Raw genomic sequence first — 15,477 nt, 5'->3', positions numbered from 1 at the left:
CAGCGGTAGGCGGTCTACCTCACCGGCGCCAGCAAGGCGAAATGCGCGCCCTGCGGGTCCTGGCACTGGATGATCCACTGGCCGCTCGGCACGTCCATCGGACCCATGATGACCTTGCCGCCATTGTCGGTGACGCGCTTGGCGGCGGCGTCGATGGCGTCGACGTTGAAATAGAACTGCCAGACGGGAACCGGGATCTGCGGCGGCTTGTTCATGATGCCGCCGCCGGATTCGGGACCGGCGCCAAAGGTTTTGTAGATACCCATCTCGCCCATGTCGAACTCGCCGGCACTCTCCCAGCCGAATTGGCTGGAATAGAAATCGAAGGCGGCTTTCCAGTCGGTCGTGTAGAGCTCATGCCAGCCGACATGGCCAAGCGTGGTCGCCGGCACCGGCGGCTGTTCAGGCTGATTGGGCTGCAGGAACATGAAGGCCGCGCCTTGCGGATCGGCGACGACGGCGAAGCGGCCGACGCCCGGAATGTCGTCGGGCGCGCGATGGACCGCGCCGCCGGCGTTGTTGAGCGCTTGCGTCGAGGCGTCGGCATCCTTGGTGTAGATGTAGCCCATCCAGGCCGGCGGCATGCCCATCTTCGCAGGTTCTTCCGGCATGGTCATCAAGCCGCCGACGCCGCGCACGGCGGAATTCACGACGATGTAGCGGGGCATGCCGGGCGCCTTGTCGAAGGGCTCGGCTTTCCAGCCGACAACGGCGGTGTAGAAGGCCTCGGCGGCGTCGAGGTCGGTGGTCATCAGTTCGTACCAGAAGAAAGGTTGCGGGGATTTCGGCATGGTCGGTCTCCTCACCGGTTCAGGCAGCGATCGCGGTTCGATCCATCCTAGGACGATCCTGGCGACAGAAATCCGACATGGGCCGAAAATCCTGGACGGCAAGGCGCTGCACTCCCCTGATCTTGCATAGCCGGTGCTTTTCGACTTTGCTGCCGTCAAAGAGGGGGTCGCGTTCTTCCATGCGTCAGATGTCGCTCACGCCCGAGCTTGTCGCTCTTTGCCATCGCGAGGAGATCGATCCCGGTCCGAGCGGGGAGTGGACGCAGCTCAGCGACGACGATTTCCGCGCGCTCGGCGCGCGTCTCGCCGGCGAAGCCGACGCCGGACCGCTTTGGGTGTTCGCCTATGGCTCGCTGATCTGGAAGCCGGCCTTCGAGTCGGTCGAGCAGCAACGCGCCTCGGCGCATGGCTGGCATCGCTCCTTCTGCCTGGATCTCGTGYGCTGGAGGGGCAGCGCCGCGCAGCCCGGACTGATGATGGCGCTCGAACGCGGCGGACGCTGCGACGGCGTGATCTACCGCCTGCCGGACGGTGACAAGGCCGCCCAGATCGAAAGGCTGTTGCGGCGCGAGATCGACGATCACGAGGCCGTTGCCTCCGTCAGGTGGGTTCCGGTGCGTACGGCGCAAGGCCGGCTGCGGGCGCTGGGCTTCTGGGTTGGCGTGACCGGCAGAGGGACGTCTCTCGGGCAGCCGCTGGAGAAGGTCGCTTGGGTGCTGGCACGCGCGTGCGGCCATGTCGGCTCCGGCGCCGAATATCTCTACAACACCGTCAGCCATCTCGAGACCTTCGGCATCCATGACCGCAATCTGTGGCGGCTGCAGGAACTGGTGGCGCACGAGATCCGGTCGATACATCCCGCGAGGTTTGAAAATGCGGAGCCATCCGATGAGGCGGTAATGGCTATAACATGACTATAATTATCATATTTTTATCCAGTCAATACAGTGACTTGGCCGAAAATTGACCAATTGATAAAAAAATAAAACGTGCTAGCCTTCCCCAAAACGACAACAAGGGGAACTGGAATGGCGACTGGTCATTTCATCGAGGGCATTGCCGGCGGCCGGCTGTCTTCCGATCAATATGCCGATAATTTTTCCGACCTGCATCCCCCGCTCGACCACCACGAGGCGCTGGTCGAATCCGATCGCTGCTATTTCTGCTACGACGCGCCGTGCATGAACGCATGCCCGACCTCGATCGACATCCCGCTGTTCATCCGCCAGATCGCGACCGGCAATCCGCTGGGCTYGGCCAAGACGATCTTCGACCAGAACATCCTTGGCGGCATGTGCGCCCGCGTCTGCCCGACCGAGACGCTGTGCGAAGAGGTCTGCGTGCGCGAGGTGGCCGAAGGCAAGCCGGTGCAGATCGGCCGGCTGCAGCGCTACGCCACCGATGTCGCCATGAGCGAGGGCAAGCAGTTCTACAAGCGCGCCGAGCCGACCGGGAAAAGCATTGCCGTGGTCGGCGCCGGACCGGCCGGGCTGGCGGCGGCGCATCGCCTTGCCCGCCACGGCCATGAGGTGACGATCCTCGAGGCGCGGCCCAAGGCCGGCGGCCTTAACGAATATGGCATCGCCGCCTATAAGAGCGTCGACGATTTCGCCCAGGCGGAGGTCGACTATGTCACCGCGATCGGCGGCATCGACATCCAGAACGGCAAGGCGCTCGGCCGCGATTTCCAGCTGGCGGACCTGATGCGGAATTACGATGCGGTGTTTCTCGGGCTCGGGCTGGGAGGCGTCAATGCGCTGCGCGCCGAGGGCGAGGACGCGGACGGTGTCGCCAATGCGGTGGAGTTCATCTCGGAACTGCGCCAGGCAAGCGATCTCTCCAGCCTGCCGGTCGGCCGGCGCGTCGTCGTCATCGGCGGCGGGATGACGGCGATCGACGCCGCGGTGCAATCGAAGCTGCTCGGCGCCGAGGAGGTGACGATCTGCTACCGGCGCGGCCAGGAGCATATGAACGCTTCCGGCTTCGAGCAGGATCTGGCCGCCGCCAACGGCGTCACCATCCGCCACTGGTTGCAGCCCAAGCGCGTCATTGCCGAGAACGGCAAGGTCTCCGGGATCGAGCTCGAATACACCGCGATGAGCGGCGATAAGCTTGTCGGCACCGGCGAAAGGCTCACGCTCGTCGCCGACCAGGTGTTCAAGGCGATCGGCCAGAGTTTTGTGCCGGCGCATCTCAACGGCAGCAGCGAGCAGATTGAGCTGGAGGGCGGCCGCATCAAGGTCGATGCGGAAGGGCGCACCTCGCTGGCCAAGGTCTGGGCCGGCGGCGATTGCATCTTCGGCGGCGACGATTTGACCGTCTCGGCGGTGGCGCAGGGCCGAGACGCGGCCGAGAGCATCCACCGGGCACTGACCTCTAACGGGAGGGCATGAGCATGGCAGACATCCGCAACAATTTCATCGGCATCAAGTCGCCCAATCCGTTCTGGCTGGCTTCCGCGCCACCGACGGACAAGGCCTATAATGTCGAGCGCGCCTTCAAGGCGGGCTGGGGCGGCGTCGTGTGGAAGACGCTCGGCGAAGAAGGCCCGCCGGTCGTCAATGTCAACGGTCCGCGCTACGGCGCGATTTGGGGCGCCGACCGCCGCCTGCTGGGCTTGAACAACATCGAGCTGATCACCGATCGCGACCTGCAGACCAATCTGCGCGAGATGAAGCAGGTCAAGATGAATTGGCCGGACCGGGCGCTGGTCGCCTCGATCATGGTGCCTTGCGTCGAGGAAAGCTGGAAGGCGATCCTGCCGCTGGTCGAGGAGACCGGCGCCGACGGCATCGAGCTCAATTTCGGCTGCCCGCACGGCATGAGCGAGCGCGGCATGGGCTCGGCTGTCGGCCAGGTGCCGGAATATATCGAAATGGTGGTGCGCTGGTGCAAGCAGTATACGCGCATGCCCGTCATCACCAAGCTGACGCCCAACATCACCGACATCCGCAAGCCCGCAAGGGCAGCGYGCGCAGGTGGAACAGATGCCGTGTCGCTGATCAACACGATCAACTCGATCACCGGCGTCGATCTCGACAGTTTCGCACCACAGCCGACCATCGACGGCAAGGGCTCGCATGGTGGCTATTGCGGCCCGGCGGTGAAGCCGATCGCCATGAACATGGTGGCCGAGATCGCCCGCGATCCGGAAACGTACGGCCTGCCGATCTCGGGCATCGGCGGCATCACCACCTGGCGCGACGCGGCCGAATTCATGGCGCTCGGCGCCGRCAACGTGCAGGTCTGCACGGCGGCGATGACCTACGGCTTCAAGATCGTGCAGGAGATGATTGCGGGCCTGGAGAACTGGATGGACGAGAAAGGCCATGCGTCGCTCTCCGACATCATCGGCCGCGCCACGCCCAACGTCACCGACTGGCAGTATCTCAACCTCAACTATGTCGCCAAGGCGCATATCGACCAGGACGCCTGCATCAAATGCGGCCGCTGCCACATCGCCTGCGAAGACACCTCGCACCAGGCGATCACCAGCATGGTCAATGGGGCCAGGTATTTCGAGGTGATCGAGGCCGAATGCGTCGGCTGCAACCTCTGCGTCAATGTCTGCCCGGTCGAAGGCTGCATCACCATGGAGCCGCTGGCTGCCGGCGTCGTGGACCAGCGCACCGGCAAGCCGGTGTCGCCGATCTACGCCAACTGGACGACGCATCCGAACAATCCGATGGCCAAGGTGGCTGCGGAATAAGCTCGGGTTCCTCGCCCCACGACAGTGGGGAGAGGTGGCCCGGCGAAGCCGGGACGGAGAGGGGCCTTCGCGGCGGCTGGACACGCCGCGGCCCTTGATTGCTTTTTTCCCTGCGCCTCGTCCTTGACCGGTTTTGACTTCGCAGAGGGTATCCCCCTCTCCGTCCCGGCTTCGCCGGGCCACTTCTCCCCCGCTTTGCGGGGTGCGAGGAACCCAGGTTCTGCGAGGCGTCGTTCTCTTGCCATTGCGAATTGGCGGGCAATTTTCTCTTTTCTTATTGCAGATAAAAAATATCCACGATAAGAGATATCCATGAATTGGAGATCGGCACAATGAAACTGGGCGATGGCGTCGAAGCGGCCATCCACTGCGCGGCGACGCTGGCCAGCGTCGACGGCAACAGCACCATGCCGGGCGCGGCGCTTGCGGAGTGTTTCGGGCTATCGCCGAGCTATCTGTTGAAGCATCTCAACCAGCTCACGGCGGCGCGCATCCTGGAATCGGTGCCGGGGCCGGCGGGCGGCTACCGGCTGGCGCGGCCCGCCGAACGCATCACGCTGCTCGATATCGTGCTGGCCGTCGAAGGCAGGGAACCTGCGTTCCGTTGCGGCGAAATTCGCCAGCGCGGTCCGGTCAAGATCGACGCGTCGGCCTACGTCAAACCCTGCGGCATCAATGTCGCGATGCTCAAGGCCGAGCGCGCCTACCGGGCGGCGCTCGCCGAAGTGAAGCTGTCCGACATCGTGGCGGAGTATGCGGCTGAAGGCGATCCGCGGTCCTATGCCGCGAGCTGCGCCTTCGTCGAGCGTCACCAGCGGCCGCAGAAATCCGCTTCACCGAAGCAGCCTTGAACCCTAACCCACCCAAAACCCGGAAGGAAAGACGATGAAACAGAGATTACAGTTCTTTGCTAAAGCGCCCGAGATCATGAAGGCGGTGTCGGCGCTCAACAAGGCGGTGGACGAGTGCGGGCTGGAAGCGAGCCTGCTGCATCTGATCAAGCTCAGGGCCTCCCAGATCAACGGCTGCTCATATTGCGTCGAAATGCACAGCCGTGAGGCAAGACGCGACGGCGAGACCGAAACGCGGCTCTATCTGGTCGCCGCCTGGAAGGAATCGCCGCTGTTTTCCGAGCGCGAGCGCGCCGCACTTGCCTGGACCGAAGCGGTGACGCTGATCGCCGACAATGGCGTGTCGGACGAGCTCTACGCCCGCACGCTCGAACATTTCTCGGAGGAGGAACTGGTCAAGCTCTCGGTCGCGCTCGGCATGATCAACACCTGGAACCGGCTCTGCGTTCCCTTCCACGCCATCCATCCGATGCCGGCCGCCAAGGCGGCATGATCCGTAGGGCGCGCGGATGGAAATCCGCGCGCCTCCTCTCATTTTAGGCCGCGAACCTCAAACCGCCGTCGCAGGTCAGCACCTGGCCGGTCATGAAGCTGTTGGAGACCAGGAAGGCGATTGCCTCGGCGACATCCTCGGCACGGCCGATGYGGCCGACCGGGGTCTTGCCGGCATAGTCGGCGAACACCGCCTGCCGCTGATCGTCCGGCAAAAAGTCCCACCAGGGCGTGTCGATGACGCCGGGCGCCACGACGTTGACGCGCAGCRGCTTCAGCTCGACTGCCAGGATCGGCGCGACGGTCAAAAGCATGCCGTTGATGGCGCCGATGCCGGCGACGCCGGGCGCCGCGATCTGCGCCGAGACGGCCGAGATGAAGGTGACCGATCCGGCCTTGTTCAAGGTCGGCAAGGCCGCCTGCAGGCAGGACAATTGCGGCCGGATCTTCTCGTCGACGCCGCTGCCGATGTCGGCGAGGTTGAGCGTCGCGAACGGTCCCAATCCTTTGCCGCCGCTCGCGGCGAGAACCAGGTGATCGAACGGCCCGAGGTCTTTGAAAAACCGCTGCACCTCATCTGGATTGCCGGCATCGAACGCAGCCTTGTCGGCTGAGCCGCCCAGGCTCTTCCACGCTGTCTTGAGTTTTTCCTCGTTGCGGCCGGTGATCGTGACTTTCATGGCGGGGCTGACCAGCTTTTTGGCCGTCGCGAAGCCGATGCCGGATGAGCCGCCTATGATGACGCAATGTTCGATGGTCTCGCTCATGGGTGCTGTTCCTTGGATGTTGCAAAAGATTGTCCGGTCAATTCGAGGCTCAGCGCCCGCAGCCGGTGGCGGGCCTTTTCGTCATAGGCCTGGGCGTCGGCGCGCGATTCCCGCTGGCCGTCGAAATAAAGACCGCTGCGCCCGTCGAGCGCCGGCGATGCGGCGAGGTTGAAAATGGCGTCGGCGCCGGTTTCGACTGAGCTCCATGGCGTGACGCCCGCCTGCCGGACCATCGTGGTGTCCATGTAGCTTGCTGGATGCAAGGCATTGACGGTGATGCYGGTGCCGTCGAGTTGCTGAGCCAGATCGATGGTGAACAGGATCTGCGCCAGCTTGCTCTGGCAGTAGGCGCRCACGCCGCTATAGCCATGCGTCAGCATGACGTCGTCGAAATCGATCGCCTGCTGGCCGGCCGACGCGACATTGACGATGYGCGCCGGCGCGCTTGCCTTGATGAGCGGCAGCAGTTCCGACGTCAGCAGGAAGCCGGCGAGATAGTTGACGGCGAAGCGCAGCTCATAGCCGTCGGCGCTGACCTGCCGCTTGGCGCCCTGGCCGCCGGTGCCGACGCCGGCATTGTTGATCAGGATGTCGAGCCGGTCCGTCCTTGCGCGCACCGCTTCGGCGAGGCGGCGCACTTCGGCAAGCGAAGCGAGGTCGGCGGCGAGGAATTCCGCCTTGCCGCCCTTAGCCTCGATCGCGGCGACCGTCGCCTTGCCGCGGCCTGCGTCGCGGCCATGCACCAGCACGCGGGCGCGGGCGGCGCCGAGCCTTTCGGCGACCACGCGGCCGACGCCGTCGGTCGAGCCGGTGATCAGAATTGTCYTGTCCTTGAGTTCCATGTCCAGAGCCTCCTTGCGCTGCTCTGAACGCAAAGATGGGACATGGCGCRCATCTCAAACAGTTCAAACTTTATCCTGGTATCAGTACTGCTATAATAGGCGAATGGATGCCATCGCCCATTCCCCCGAAGATCACCGCCGGCGCGAGCTTGGYGCCTTCCTGCGTTCTCGCCGTGAGAGRCTATCGCCCTCGGATACCGGCATTGCCGCCGGCCAGCGGCGGCGCACGCCCGGGCTGCGGCGCGAGGAAGTGGCGATGATCGCCGGCGTCGGCGCGACCTGGTACACCTGGCTGGAGCAGGGCAGGGATGTGCGGCCTTCGGTCGAGGTGCTGACCGCGCTCTGCCAGGCATTGCGGCTCGACGGCGCCGAGCAGCGGYATCTGTTCACGCTCGCCGGCCGCCAGCAGCCGGAGCGGCGGCRCATCGTGCAGACAAAGGTCGAAGGACCCTTGCTGCACATGCTRCAGAGCCTGGTGCTGCAGCCCGCCTATGTCGTTGGCCCTCGCTGGGACGTGCTGGCATGGAATGACGCGGCGGTCGCCATTTTCGGCGACTATGGGCTTCTGGAAGGCGATGCCCGCAACATCATCCACGGCGTGTTCACCGATCCGCACCGGCGGCGCCTTCTGGTGGACTGGGAGCAACTGGCGCGCGCGACCCTTGCCGCGTTCCGCGCCGAGAGCGCGAAATACACCGGCGATCCGGATTTTGAGCGGTTGATCACGCTGATGATGCGCTCGAGCCCCGAGTTCCGCGAGTGGTGGCCGCAACGCGACGTCGTGCACCGGCTTTCCGRCCTGAAGCACCTGCGCCATCCGATCGCCGGCGCGATGACGTTCGAGCATATGAGCCTGTCGATCGACGACGGCTCGGATATGCGATTGATCGTCTACACGCCGCTTGCCGAGCAGAACTCGGTTGCGAAGTTGCGGAAGCTGCTGGAGGCACAGACGGCCGAGCGGCGCAGCGCCTGACGTCGATTGGCGGCAGGAGGCGCCGTCCGAGAAAGCAGCGTCAGCCCCTCAGCTTCGTCATCCACGGGCGCAGCGGGAGCGAAGCGGACGCGGAGACCCGAGGATCCATTCCGTTACCTCGGGCGTGGGGGTGCCGCAGGGCAGAATTTGCACCGTAGTGGCGCATTGARGTCACGGAATGGATCCTCGGGTCTGCGCTGCGTCGCTACGCTCCTTGCTCCGCCCGTGGATGACGAGATGATGGGCGCCTCGGCTAATCTCCGAGGTCAGTACGACCAGACGACGGACAAGCTGGCCCCACGTTCGGTCCACCCGCTAGCATCTCGTCGACGCTAACCCTTCGGCTTCAGCCCATCCAGAAACAGCTGCTCCAGAAACCGCGCCGCGTCCTCGAAGCGCCCGTCGCCGCCGCGGTCGGCGCCGAGCACGGCGCGAACCTGGACGTCGAAATCGGCATAATGCTGCGTCGTCGCCCAGATCGAGAAGATCAGGTGCCAGGGATCGGTGCGGACGATCTTGCCGGCGCGCATCCAGCCCTTGATGACGGCGGCCTTCTCGTCGACCAGGGTCTTCAACTCGCCCTCCAGCATCGGCTTGATGCGCGGCGCGCCCTGCAGGATCTCGTTGGCGAAAAGCCGGCTTTCGCGCGGGAAGTCGCGCGCCATCTCCAGCTTCCTGCGGATATAGCTTCTGAGCTCCGTCAGCGGGTCGCCGATGTCGTCCAGCTCACGCAATGGCGCCAGCCAGGTGTCGAGCAGGCGCTGCATCAATGTCTCGTGAATGTCTTCCTTGCGGCGGAAGTAATAGAGAAGGTTCGGCTTCGACATGCCGGCGGCTTCGGCGATCTGATCGATGGTCGAGCCGCGAAAGCCGTTGGCGGAGAAGACTTCGAGCGCGGCTTCGAGGATCAGCTCGCGCTTTTCCTGCTGGATGCGGGTGCGGCGGGGAGCGGAGCCTTCCATCGTGGCCGTCATCCTTGCAATCCGTCGCGCCGACCGTCTGGACCAATTGTCTGGACCAGTTTTTCCTTGGGCTGTGGAGCGCGCTTTTTATGCGGCATTTCCGCTAGTAATCCCCTGACCGCCGACAGGCGGTGCTAACGTTTGTCCAACCGGTCAAAAATTTGCGTAGCACGAAAACGCAGCAAAGACCAAGCGTTGGCCGCACCGAAACAGGTTACAAGGGGAAGTCTTGGTCATGTCCAACCGGCTGAAAGTCACGCCGAACGATCTCAGCGCATTCTGGATGCCGTTCACGGCAAACCGTCAGTTCAAGCAGGCGCCACGCATGTTCTTGTCCGCCAAGGACATGCATTACACCACCAGCGACGGCCGCAAGGTGCTCGACGGCACCGCTGGCCTCTGGTGCGTCAACGCCGGCCATTGCCGGCCGAAGATCACCGAGGCGATCCAGAACCAGGCCGCCGAGCTGGATTACGCGCCGGCCTTCCAGATGGGCCACCCGGTCGTGTTCGAGCTGGCGAACCGCCTGGTCGATATCGCGCCCAAGGGCATGGACCATGTCTTCTTCACCAATTCCGGATCGGAATCGGTCGAGACCGCGCTCAAGATGGCGATCGCCTACCACCGTGTTCGCGGCGAGGGCTCGCGCACCCGCCTGATCGGCCGCGAACGCGGCTATCATGGCGTCAATTTCGGCGGCATCTCGGTCGGCGGCATCGTCTCCAACCGCAAGATGTTCGGCACGCTGCTCGGCGGCGTCGACCATCTGCCGCACACGCATCTGCCGGAGAAGAACGCCTTCTCGAAGGGCGTGCCGGAGCATGGCGCGGAGCTCGCGAACGATCTCGAGCGGCTCGTCGCGCTGCATGATGCCTCGACCATCGCGGCCGTCATCGTCGAGCCGGTCGCCGGCTCGACCGGCGTCATCCTGCCGCCGAAGGGCTATCTGCAGAAGCTTCGGGAAATCTGCACCAAGCACGGCATATTGTTGATTTTCGATGAAGTGATCACCGGCTTCGGCCGTCTCGGCACGCCGTTCGCGGCGGACTATTTCGGCGTCACGCCGGATATCATGACGACGGCCAAGGGCGTGTCCAACGGCGTCATCCCGATGGGTGCGGTGTTCGTCAGGAAGGAGATCCACGACGCCTTCATGACCGGCCCCGAGCACATGATCGAGTTCTTCCACGGCTATACCTATTCGGGCAATCCGATCGCCAGCGCGGCGGCGCTCGGCACGCTGGACACCTATAAGGAAGAAGGTCTGCTGACGCGCGGCGAGGAACTCGCGCCTTACTGGGAAGACGCGCTGCATTCGCTCAAGGGCGAGCCGCATGTCATCGACATCCGCAACATCGGCCTGATCGGCGCGATCGAGCTGGCGCCGATCGCCGGCAGCCCGACCAAGCGGGCGTTCTCGGCCTTCGTCAAGGCCTTCGAGCGCGGCGCGCTGATCCGCACCACCGGCGACATTATCGCGCTGTCGCCGCCGCTGATCATCACCAAGGGCCAGATCAACGAGCTGATCGACCATGTTCGCGATGTTCTGAGGTCGATCGACTGACAAACCGGAGCGGGCATCTTCCCCGTCGAGGGAGGGTGTCCGCGGCAYGGCAGGTGAGGTCGGCGCGGGAGCGCCGGTCTTGAGTAATCTTGATTCAGGCTGGCTGCGCGCCGATGYCGGTCAGGATCACCCGCTTGATGTTTTCCTTGGCTTCCCGCCATTGCCGGTCGGAGAGCGACTTGCCGCCGTTCAGCGTCTCGATCTGGTGGCCGAAATCGGCGTAGTGCTGGGTCGTGGCCCAGAGCATGTAAAGGAGATGCCGTGGGTCCACCGGGTCCATCTTGCCCTCCTCGATCCAGCGCCTGATGATCTCGACGCGGCCATCGGTCCATTCGCGCAAAGTCGATTCCATATAGTCCTGAAGCACCGGCGCGCCGTGCATCACTTCCGAGGCCCAGACCTTCGAACCGTCCGGATGACGGCGCGATATTTCCATCTTGGCGTCGATATAGGCGCTGATGCCGTCAACCGGGCCGCGCGCAGCGTCGAAGCAATTGGCCGCCTGCAGCCAGATTTCGAAAATGTTCTGGACGACGGACCGGTAGAGTTCTTCCTTGGTGGCGAAATAATAGTGGAGATTTGCCTTTGGCAGCCCCGCCAGGTCGGCGATCAACTGCATCGTGGCGCCACCGAACCCAGCCTCCGCGAACACCTTTTCGGCGGCGAGCAGGATGGCTTTTTCATTCTCCCGCCTTATATCCTGCCGCCGCATCGGACKGGTGGATTCGGTCATGTCTCCCCCAAGATTCTCGTTGACCGCTTGGTCAGCTTGTGTAGTCTGAAAGTTGACCATACGGTCAGGATGCAAACCACTCAAGGGGCGACAAGACCCCTGGTGAAAATGGGAACCGCAAATGGCCGCACCCGGCGAAAATCTGCGAATCAATTCGGACCGTTTGTGGGATTCCATCATGGAGATGGCGAAGATCGGCCCCGGCATTGCCGGCGGCAACAATCGCCAGACGCTCACCGATTCCGACAAGCAAGGCCGCGCGCTTTTCAAGTCCTGGTGCGATGCGGCCGGGCTCTCGATGGGTGTCGACCAGATGGGCACCATGTTCATGACGCGCGCCGGCACCGATCCGGATGCGCTGCCGGTCTATGTCGGTTCCCATCTCGATACCCAGCCGACCGGCGGCAAATATGATGGCGTGCTCGGCGTGCTCTCGGGCCTCGAGGTCGTGCGTTCGCTCAACGATCTCGGCATCAAGACGAAACATCCGATCGTCGTCACCAACTGGACGAACGAGGAGGGCGCGCGTTTCGCCCCGGCCATGCTTGCCTCCGGCGTGTTCGCCGGTGTGCATACGCAGGACTACGCCTATGCCCGCAAGGATCTGGACGGCCTGACCTTCGGCGATGAGCTGAAACGAATCGGCTGGGTCGGCGACGAGAAGGTCGGCGCGCGCAAGATGCACGCCTATTTCGAGTACCACATCGAGCAGGGACCGATTCTGGAGGCCGAGAACAAGCAGATCGGCGTGGTGACGCACTGCCAGGGCCTGTGGTGGCTTGAATTCACGCTGACGGGCAAGGAGGCGCATACCGGCTCGACGCCGATGAATATGCGCGTCAATGCCGGCCTTGCCATGGCCCGTATCCTGGACATGGTGCAGACGGTGGCCATGGAGAGCCAGCCCGGGGCCGTCGGCGGCGTCGGACAGGTGAAGTTTGCACCCAATTCACGCAACGTTTTGCCGGGCACGGTGATCTTCACCGTCGACATCCGCTCGCCGGACCAGGCGAAGCTCGACGGCATGCGCGCCCGCATCGAGAAGGAAGCGCCGAAGATCTGCGAGGCGCTCGGCGTTAAATGCTCGGTCGAGGCGGTCGGCCATTTCGATCCGGTAACCTTCGATCCGACGCTGGTCGGCCGCGTGCGCACCGCCGCCGAAAAGCTTGGCTACAGCCACATGAACATCATCTCGGGCGCCGGCCACGATGCCTGCTGGGCGGCCAAGGTCGCGCCCGCGACCATGGTCATGTGCCCCTGCGTGGGCGGTCTCAGCCACAACGAGGCCGAGGAAATCTCCAAGGAATGGGCCGCGGCGGGCGCCGACGTGCTGTTCCACGCGGTGGTCGAAACGGCGGGGATCGTCGAATGATCGAATAGACGTCACCTCGAAACGCCGCTCGCCAAGAAGCGCGAAAGAACAGGGGAACAGATATGACCAAAGTCATCCGCAACGGCACCGTCGTCACCGCCGACCGCACGTGGAAGGCCGACGTGCTGATGCAGCACGGCAAGATCGTCGCCATCGGCTCCAATCTGCACGGCGACCACGAGTTCGACGCCACGGGCTGCTATGTCATGCCGGGCGGCATCGATCCGCACACCCATCTCGAAATGCCGTTCATGGGCACCTATTCGGCCGACGATTTCGAATCCGGCACGCGCGCCGCGCTCTCCGGCGGCACGACGATGGTGGTCGATTTCTGCCTGCCGGCGCCGCAGCAGTCGTTGCTCGAAGCGCTGCAGATGTGGGACAACAAGACGTCGAAAGCCTCCTGCGACTATTCCTTCCACATGGCGATCACCTGGTGGGGCAAGCAGGTGTTCGACGAGATGGCTCAAGTCGTCGACCGGGGCATCACCTCGTTCAAGCACTTCATGGCCTATAAGGGTGCGCTGATGGTCGACGACGACGAGATGTATGCGTCGTTCCAGCGCTGCGCCGATCTCGGCGCGCTGCCGCTTGTCCACGCCGAGAATGGCGACGTTGTCGCGGCGCTCTCGCAAAAGCTTCTGGCCGCCGGCAACAACGGCCCCGAGGGCCATGCCTATTCGCGTCCGCCGGAGGTGGAAGGCGAGGCGACAAACCGCGCCATCATGATCGCCGACATGGCCGGTGTGCCGCTCTATGTCGTGCATGTCTCCTGCGAGCAGAGCCACGAAGCGATCCGCCGCGCCCGCCAGAAGGGCATGCGGGTGTTCGGCGAGCCGCTGATCCAGCATCTGACGCTCGACGAGACGGAGTATTTCAACAAGGACTGGGACCACGCGGCGCGCCGTGTGATGAGCCCGCCCTTCCGCAACAAGCTGCACCAGGACTCGCTGTGGGCCGGCCTGCAGGCCGGCTCGCTGCAGGTGGTGGCGACCGACCACTGCGCCTTCACCACCAAGCAGAAAAGAAACGGCGTCGGCGACTTCACCAAGATCCCGAACGGCACGGGCGGGCTCGAAGACCGCTTGCCGGTGCTGTGGACCAGAGGCGTCAACACCGGGCGGCTGACGATGAACGAGTTCGTCGCGGTGACCTCGACCAACATCGCCAAGATCCTCAACATGTACCCGAAGAAGGGCGCGATCGTCGAAGGGGCCGACGCCGACATCGTCGTCTGGGACCCGAAGCGCAAGAAGACGATCTCGGCCAAGAAGCAGCAATCGGTGATCGACTACAATGTCTTCGAAGGCGTCGAGGTGACCGGCCTGCCGCGCTTCGTCTTCTCGCGCGGCGAACTCTCGACCGAGGAAGCGGACGTCAAGGCCAAGGCCGGCCATGGCGAGTTCGTCGCTCGCGAGCCGAACGCCGCGGTCAACCGGGCGCTGTCGACCTGGAAAGAGATTTCCGCGCCGCGCAAGGTGGAGCGGACCGGCATTCCGGCCACCGGCGTCTGACCATGCGGGCTCTTCATCTTGCGATCGCGGCGACTGCTGTGCTGGCCGCCAGCCAGGCAGTCGCTGGGGGCATAGACCTCAGCAAGCCTTATGGCGACAAATATGGCTGCATCAACAAGAACGGCCAGGAAGTGGCTGCCGACAAGATGCTGCTTTTGACCGACAAGGAACTGATCACGGCGGCCAGCGCCTGCACCTTCAGCGACAAGCAGGCCCAGGCCGACGGATCGCTGGTGGTGACGGCAAAATGCGAGGCCGAAGGCGAAGAGGGACAGGCGCCGGCCAAATTCACCATCAAGCGCAGTGCGAAGAATGCCAAGAAGCTGGTGGTGTCCGACGAGGACGGCAATGTGATGGGCGAAGTCGCGCGATGCAAATGACGGCGATCCCGTCAGTTCCTGTGAGACGTATTCGTTCYGGCCGCATTTATGCGACGCCAAGCGCCGCTTGGCTGCAAAATGYCCTAGGCAACAAGCCCATCCAGCTCCGGCAGCAGGACGACGCTTTCCTGTTCGTTGGGATCGGTGYGGGCGATGACCGCCGAGGACGGGGCGCCGCTCAGATTGGCCGGCAGATGGGGAACGCCCGCCGGAATATAGAAGAGGTCGCCGGCCTTGACGACGATGTGATGCTCGAGCCGGTCGCCGTACCAGGTGTGGACTTCGCCCGAGAGCACGTAGATGGCCGTCTCATGGCTTTCATGCATATGCGCCTTGGCGCGGGCGCCGGGCGGCATGGTGAGAAGATGCATGCAGATGCCGGACGAGCCGACAGTCTCGGCGGCGATGCCGGCGAAATAACTCAGCCCCTGTTTGCCCTGATAGGTGCTTTCCGGGCGAATGAGATGACAGGTGGGTTTAGGCGGCATCGGCAAGGCTCCGGGCGTCGATCGGGTGGGACAGGA

At 63.9% G+C, this 15,477-nt stretch carries 16 protein-coding genes; 10 read left to right on the top strand and 6 right to left on the bottom strand.

Going from position 1 to position 15,477, the window contains the following annotated elements; all coding sequences use genetic code 11:
• Positions 1-14: 14 nt before the first annotated feature.
• Positions 15-791 (bottom strand): VOC family protein, encoded by a 777-nt coding sequence (locus tag LCM4576_RS10910; RefSeq protein ID WP_071032113.1) that lies wholly within the window; start codon positions 789-791, stop codon positions 15-17.
• A gap of 179 nt (positions 792-970) precedes the next feature.
• On the opposite strand from LCM4576_RS10910, the gene LCM4576_RS10905 reads away from it, so the two are divergent.
• From LCM4576_RS10905 to LCM4576_RS10885, 5 genes are all read left to right on the top strand, one after another.
• Complete coding sequence (locus LCM4576_RS10905; RefSeq protein ID WP_071032112.1) at positions 971-1,705, top strand: gamma-glutamylcyclotransferase; 735 nt, start codon at positions 971-973, stop codon at positions 1,703-1,705.
• Between the two features lie 114 nt (positions 1,706-1,819).
• A complete protein-coding gene (locus LCM4576_RS10900) occupies positions 1,820-3,184 on the top strand; it encodes an NAD(P)-dependent oxidoreductase (RefSeq protein ID WP_071032111.1) in 1,365 nt (454 codons plus the stop codon).
• A gap of 2 nt (positions 3,185-3,186) precedes the next feature.
• The gene (gene preA / locus LCM4576_RS10895; RefSeq protein WP_071032110.1) at positions 3,187-4,500 is read left to right on the top strand and encodes an NAD-dependent dihydropyrimidine dehydrogenase subunit PreA; all 1,314 of its coding nucleotides are present in this window, start codon (positions 3,187-3,189) and stop codon (positions 4,498-4,500) included.
• Between the two features lie 332 nt (positions 4,501-4,832).
• Positions 4,833-5,351 carry an Rrf2 family transcriptional regulator gene (locus LCM4576_RS10890; protein WP_071032136.1) on the top strand — a complete coding sequence of 173 codons (519 nt, stop codon included), beginning with the start codon at positions 4,833-4,835 and terminating at the stop codon, positions 5,349-5,351.
• Positions 5,352-5,385: 34 nt separating this feature from the next.
• A complete protein-coding gene (locus LCM4576_RS10885) occupies positions 5,386-5,844 on the top strand; it encodes a carboxymuconolactone decarboxylase family protein (RefSeq protein ID WP_071032109.1) in 459 nt (152 codons plus the stop codon).
• A 43-nt stretch (positions 5,845-5,887) separates the two neighbouring features.
• Here the strand turns inward: LCM4576_RS10885 and LCM4576_RS10880 are convergent, their stop codons facing one another.
• Together LCM4576_RS10880 and LCM4576_RS10875 are read right to left on the bottom strand one after the other, a co-directional pair.
• Complete coding sequence (locus LCM4576_RS10880; protein ID WP_071032108.1) at positions 5,888-6,610, bottom strand: SDR family oxidoreductase; 723 nt, start codon at positions 6,608-6,610, stop codon at positions 5,888-5,890.
• Positions 6,607-7,452 (bottom strand): SDR family oxidoreductase, encoded by an 846-nt coding sequence (locus tag LCM4576_RS10875; RefSeq protein WP_071032107.1) that lies wholly within the window; start codon positions 7,450-7,452, stop codon positions 6,607-6,609. Before LCM4576_RS10875 ends, LCM4576_RS10880 begins: the two co-directional genes overlap by 4 nt.
• Before the next feature lie 103 nt (positions 7,453-7,555).
• On the opposite strand from LCM4576_RS10875, the gene LCM4576_RS10870 reads away from it, so the two are divergent.
• Positions 7,556-8,428, top strand: coding sequence for a helix-turn-helix transcriptional regulator (locus tag LCM4576_RS10870; protein WP_071032106.1), 873 nt, complete (start codon positions 7,556-7,558; stop codon positions 8,426-8,428).
• A 332-nt stretch (positions 8,429-8,760) separates the two neighbouring features.
• On the opposite strand, the gene LCM4576_RS10865 is transcribed toward LCM4576_RS10870, so the two are convergent.
• Positions 8,761-9,390, bottom strand: coding sequence for a TetR family transcriptional regulator C-terminal domain-containing protein (locus LCM4576_RS10865; protein ID WP_041012267.1), 630 nt, complete (start codon positions 9,388-9,390; stop codon positions 8,761-8,763).
• 235 nt (positions 9,391-9,625) lie between these two features.
• On the opposite strand from LCM4576_RS10865, the gene LCM4576_RS10860 reads away from it, so the two are divergent.
• Entirely contained in the window at positions 9,626-10,954 is a 1,329-nt protein-coding gene (locus tag LCM4576_RS10860) for an aspartate aminotransferase family protein (RefSeq protein ID WP_071032135.1), read from the top strand.
• A gap of 94 nt (positions 10,955-11,048) precedes the next feature.
• On the opposite strand, the gene LCM4576_RS10855 is transcribed toward LCM4576_RS10860, so the two are convergent.
• Positions 11,049-11,687, bottom strand: a complete 639-nt coding sequence (locus tag LCM4576_RS10855) for a TetR/AcrR family transcriptional regulator (RefSeq protein WP_071032105.1) — start codon at positions 11,685-11,687, stop codon at positions 11,049-11,051.
• Between the two features lie 121 nt (positions 11,688-11,808).
• Between LCM4576_RS10855 and LCM4576_RS10850 the strand changes: the two genes are divergently transcribed.
• From LCM4576_RS10850 to LCM4576_RS10840, 3 genes are all read left to right on the top strand, one after another.
• A complete protein-coding gene (locus tag LCM4576_RS10850) occupies positions 11,809-13,059 on the top strand; it encodes a Zn-dependent hydrolase (protein WP_071032104.1) in 1,251 nt (416 codons plus the stop codon).
• 62 nt (positions 13,060-13,121) lie between these two features.
• Positions 13,122-14,573, top strand: coding sequence for a dihydropyrimidinase (hydA, locus tag LCM4576_RS10845; protein WP_071032103.1), 1,452 nt, complete (start codon positions 13,122-13,124; stop codon positions 14,571-14,573).
• Between the two features lie 2 nt (positions 14,574-14,575).
• The gene (locus LCM4576_RS10840; RefSeq protein WP_071032102.1) at positions 14,576-14,953 is read left to right on the top strand and encodes a hypothetical protein; all 378 of its coding nucleotides are present in this window, start codon (positions 14,576-14,578) and stop codon (positions 14,951-14,953) included.
• Between the two features lie 83 nt (positions 14,954-15,036).
• Here the strand turns inward: LCM4576_RS10840 and LCM4576_RS10835 are convergent, their stop codons facing one another.
• Entirely contained in the window at positions 15,037-15,441 is a 405-nt protein-coding gene (locus tag LCM4576_RS10835) for a cupin domain-containing protein (RefSeq protein WP_071032101.1), read from the bottom strand.
• Positions 15,442-15,477: the final 36 nt, after the last annotated feature.

It is taken from the genome of Mesorhizobium sp. LCM 4576, assembly GCF_001854815.1.
Classification (GTDB): domain Bacteria; phylum Pseudomonadota; class Alphaproteobacteria; order Rhizobiales; family Rhizobiaceae; genus Mesorhizobium; species Mesorhizobium plurifarium.
The sequence above is the reverse complement of the archived record's forward strand: the minus strand, read 5'-3'. Positions and strand labels throughout refer to the sequence as shown.

Excerpts from the sequence above, each read along its gene's own strand:
- LCM4576_RS10860 (WP_071032135.1), top strand. The coding sequence starts at position 9,626 with ATGTCCAACCGGCTGAAAGTCACGCCGAACGATCTCAGCGCATTCTGG.
- hydA (WP_071032103.1), top strand. The coding sequence starts at position 13,122 with ATGACCAAAGTCATCCGCAACGGCACCGTCGTCACCGCCGACCGCACG.
- LCM4576_RS10910 (WP_071032113.1), bottom strand. The coding sequence starts at position 791 with ATGCCGAAATCCCCGCAACCTTTCTTCTGGTACGAACTGATGACCACC.
- LCM4576_RS10850 (WP_071032104.1), top strand. The coding sequence starts at position 11,809 with ATGGCCGCACCCGGCGAAAATCTGCGAATCAATTCGGACCGTTTGTGG.
- LCM4576_RS10890 (WP_071032136.1), top strand. The coding sequence starts at position 4,833 with ATGAAACTGGGCGATGGCGTCGAAGCGGCCATCCACTGCGCGGCGACG.
- LCM4576_RS10865 (WP_041012267.1), bottom strand. The coding sequence starts at position 9,390 with ATGGAAGGCTCCGCTCCCCGCCGCACCCGCATCCAGCAGGAAAAGCGC.
- LCM4576_RS10885 (WP_071032109.1), top strand. The coding sequence starts at position 5,386 with ATGAAACAGAGATTACAGTTCTTTGCTAAAGCGCCCGAGATCATGAAG.
- LCM4576_RS10840 (WP_071032102.1), top strand. The coding sequence starts at position 14,576 with ATGCGGGCTCTTCATCTTGCGATCGCGGCGACTGCTGTGCTGGCCGCC.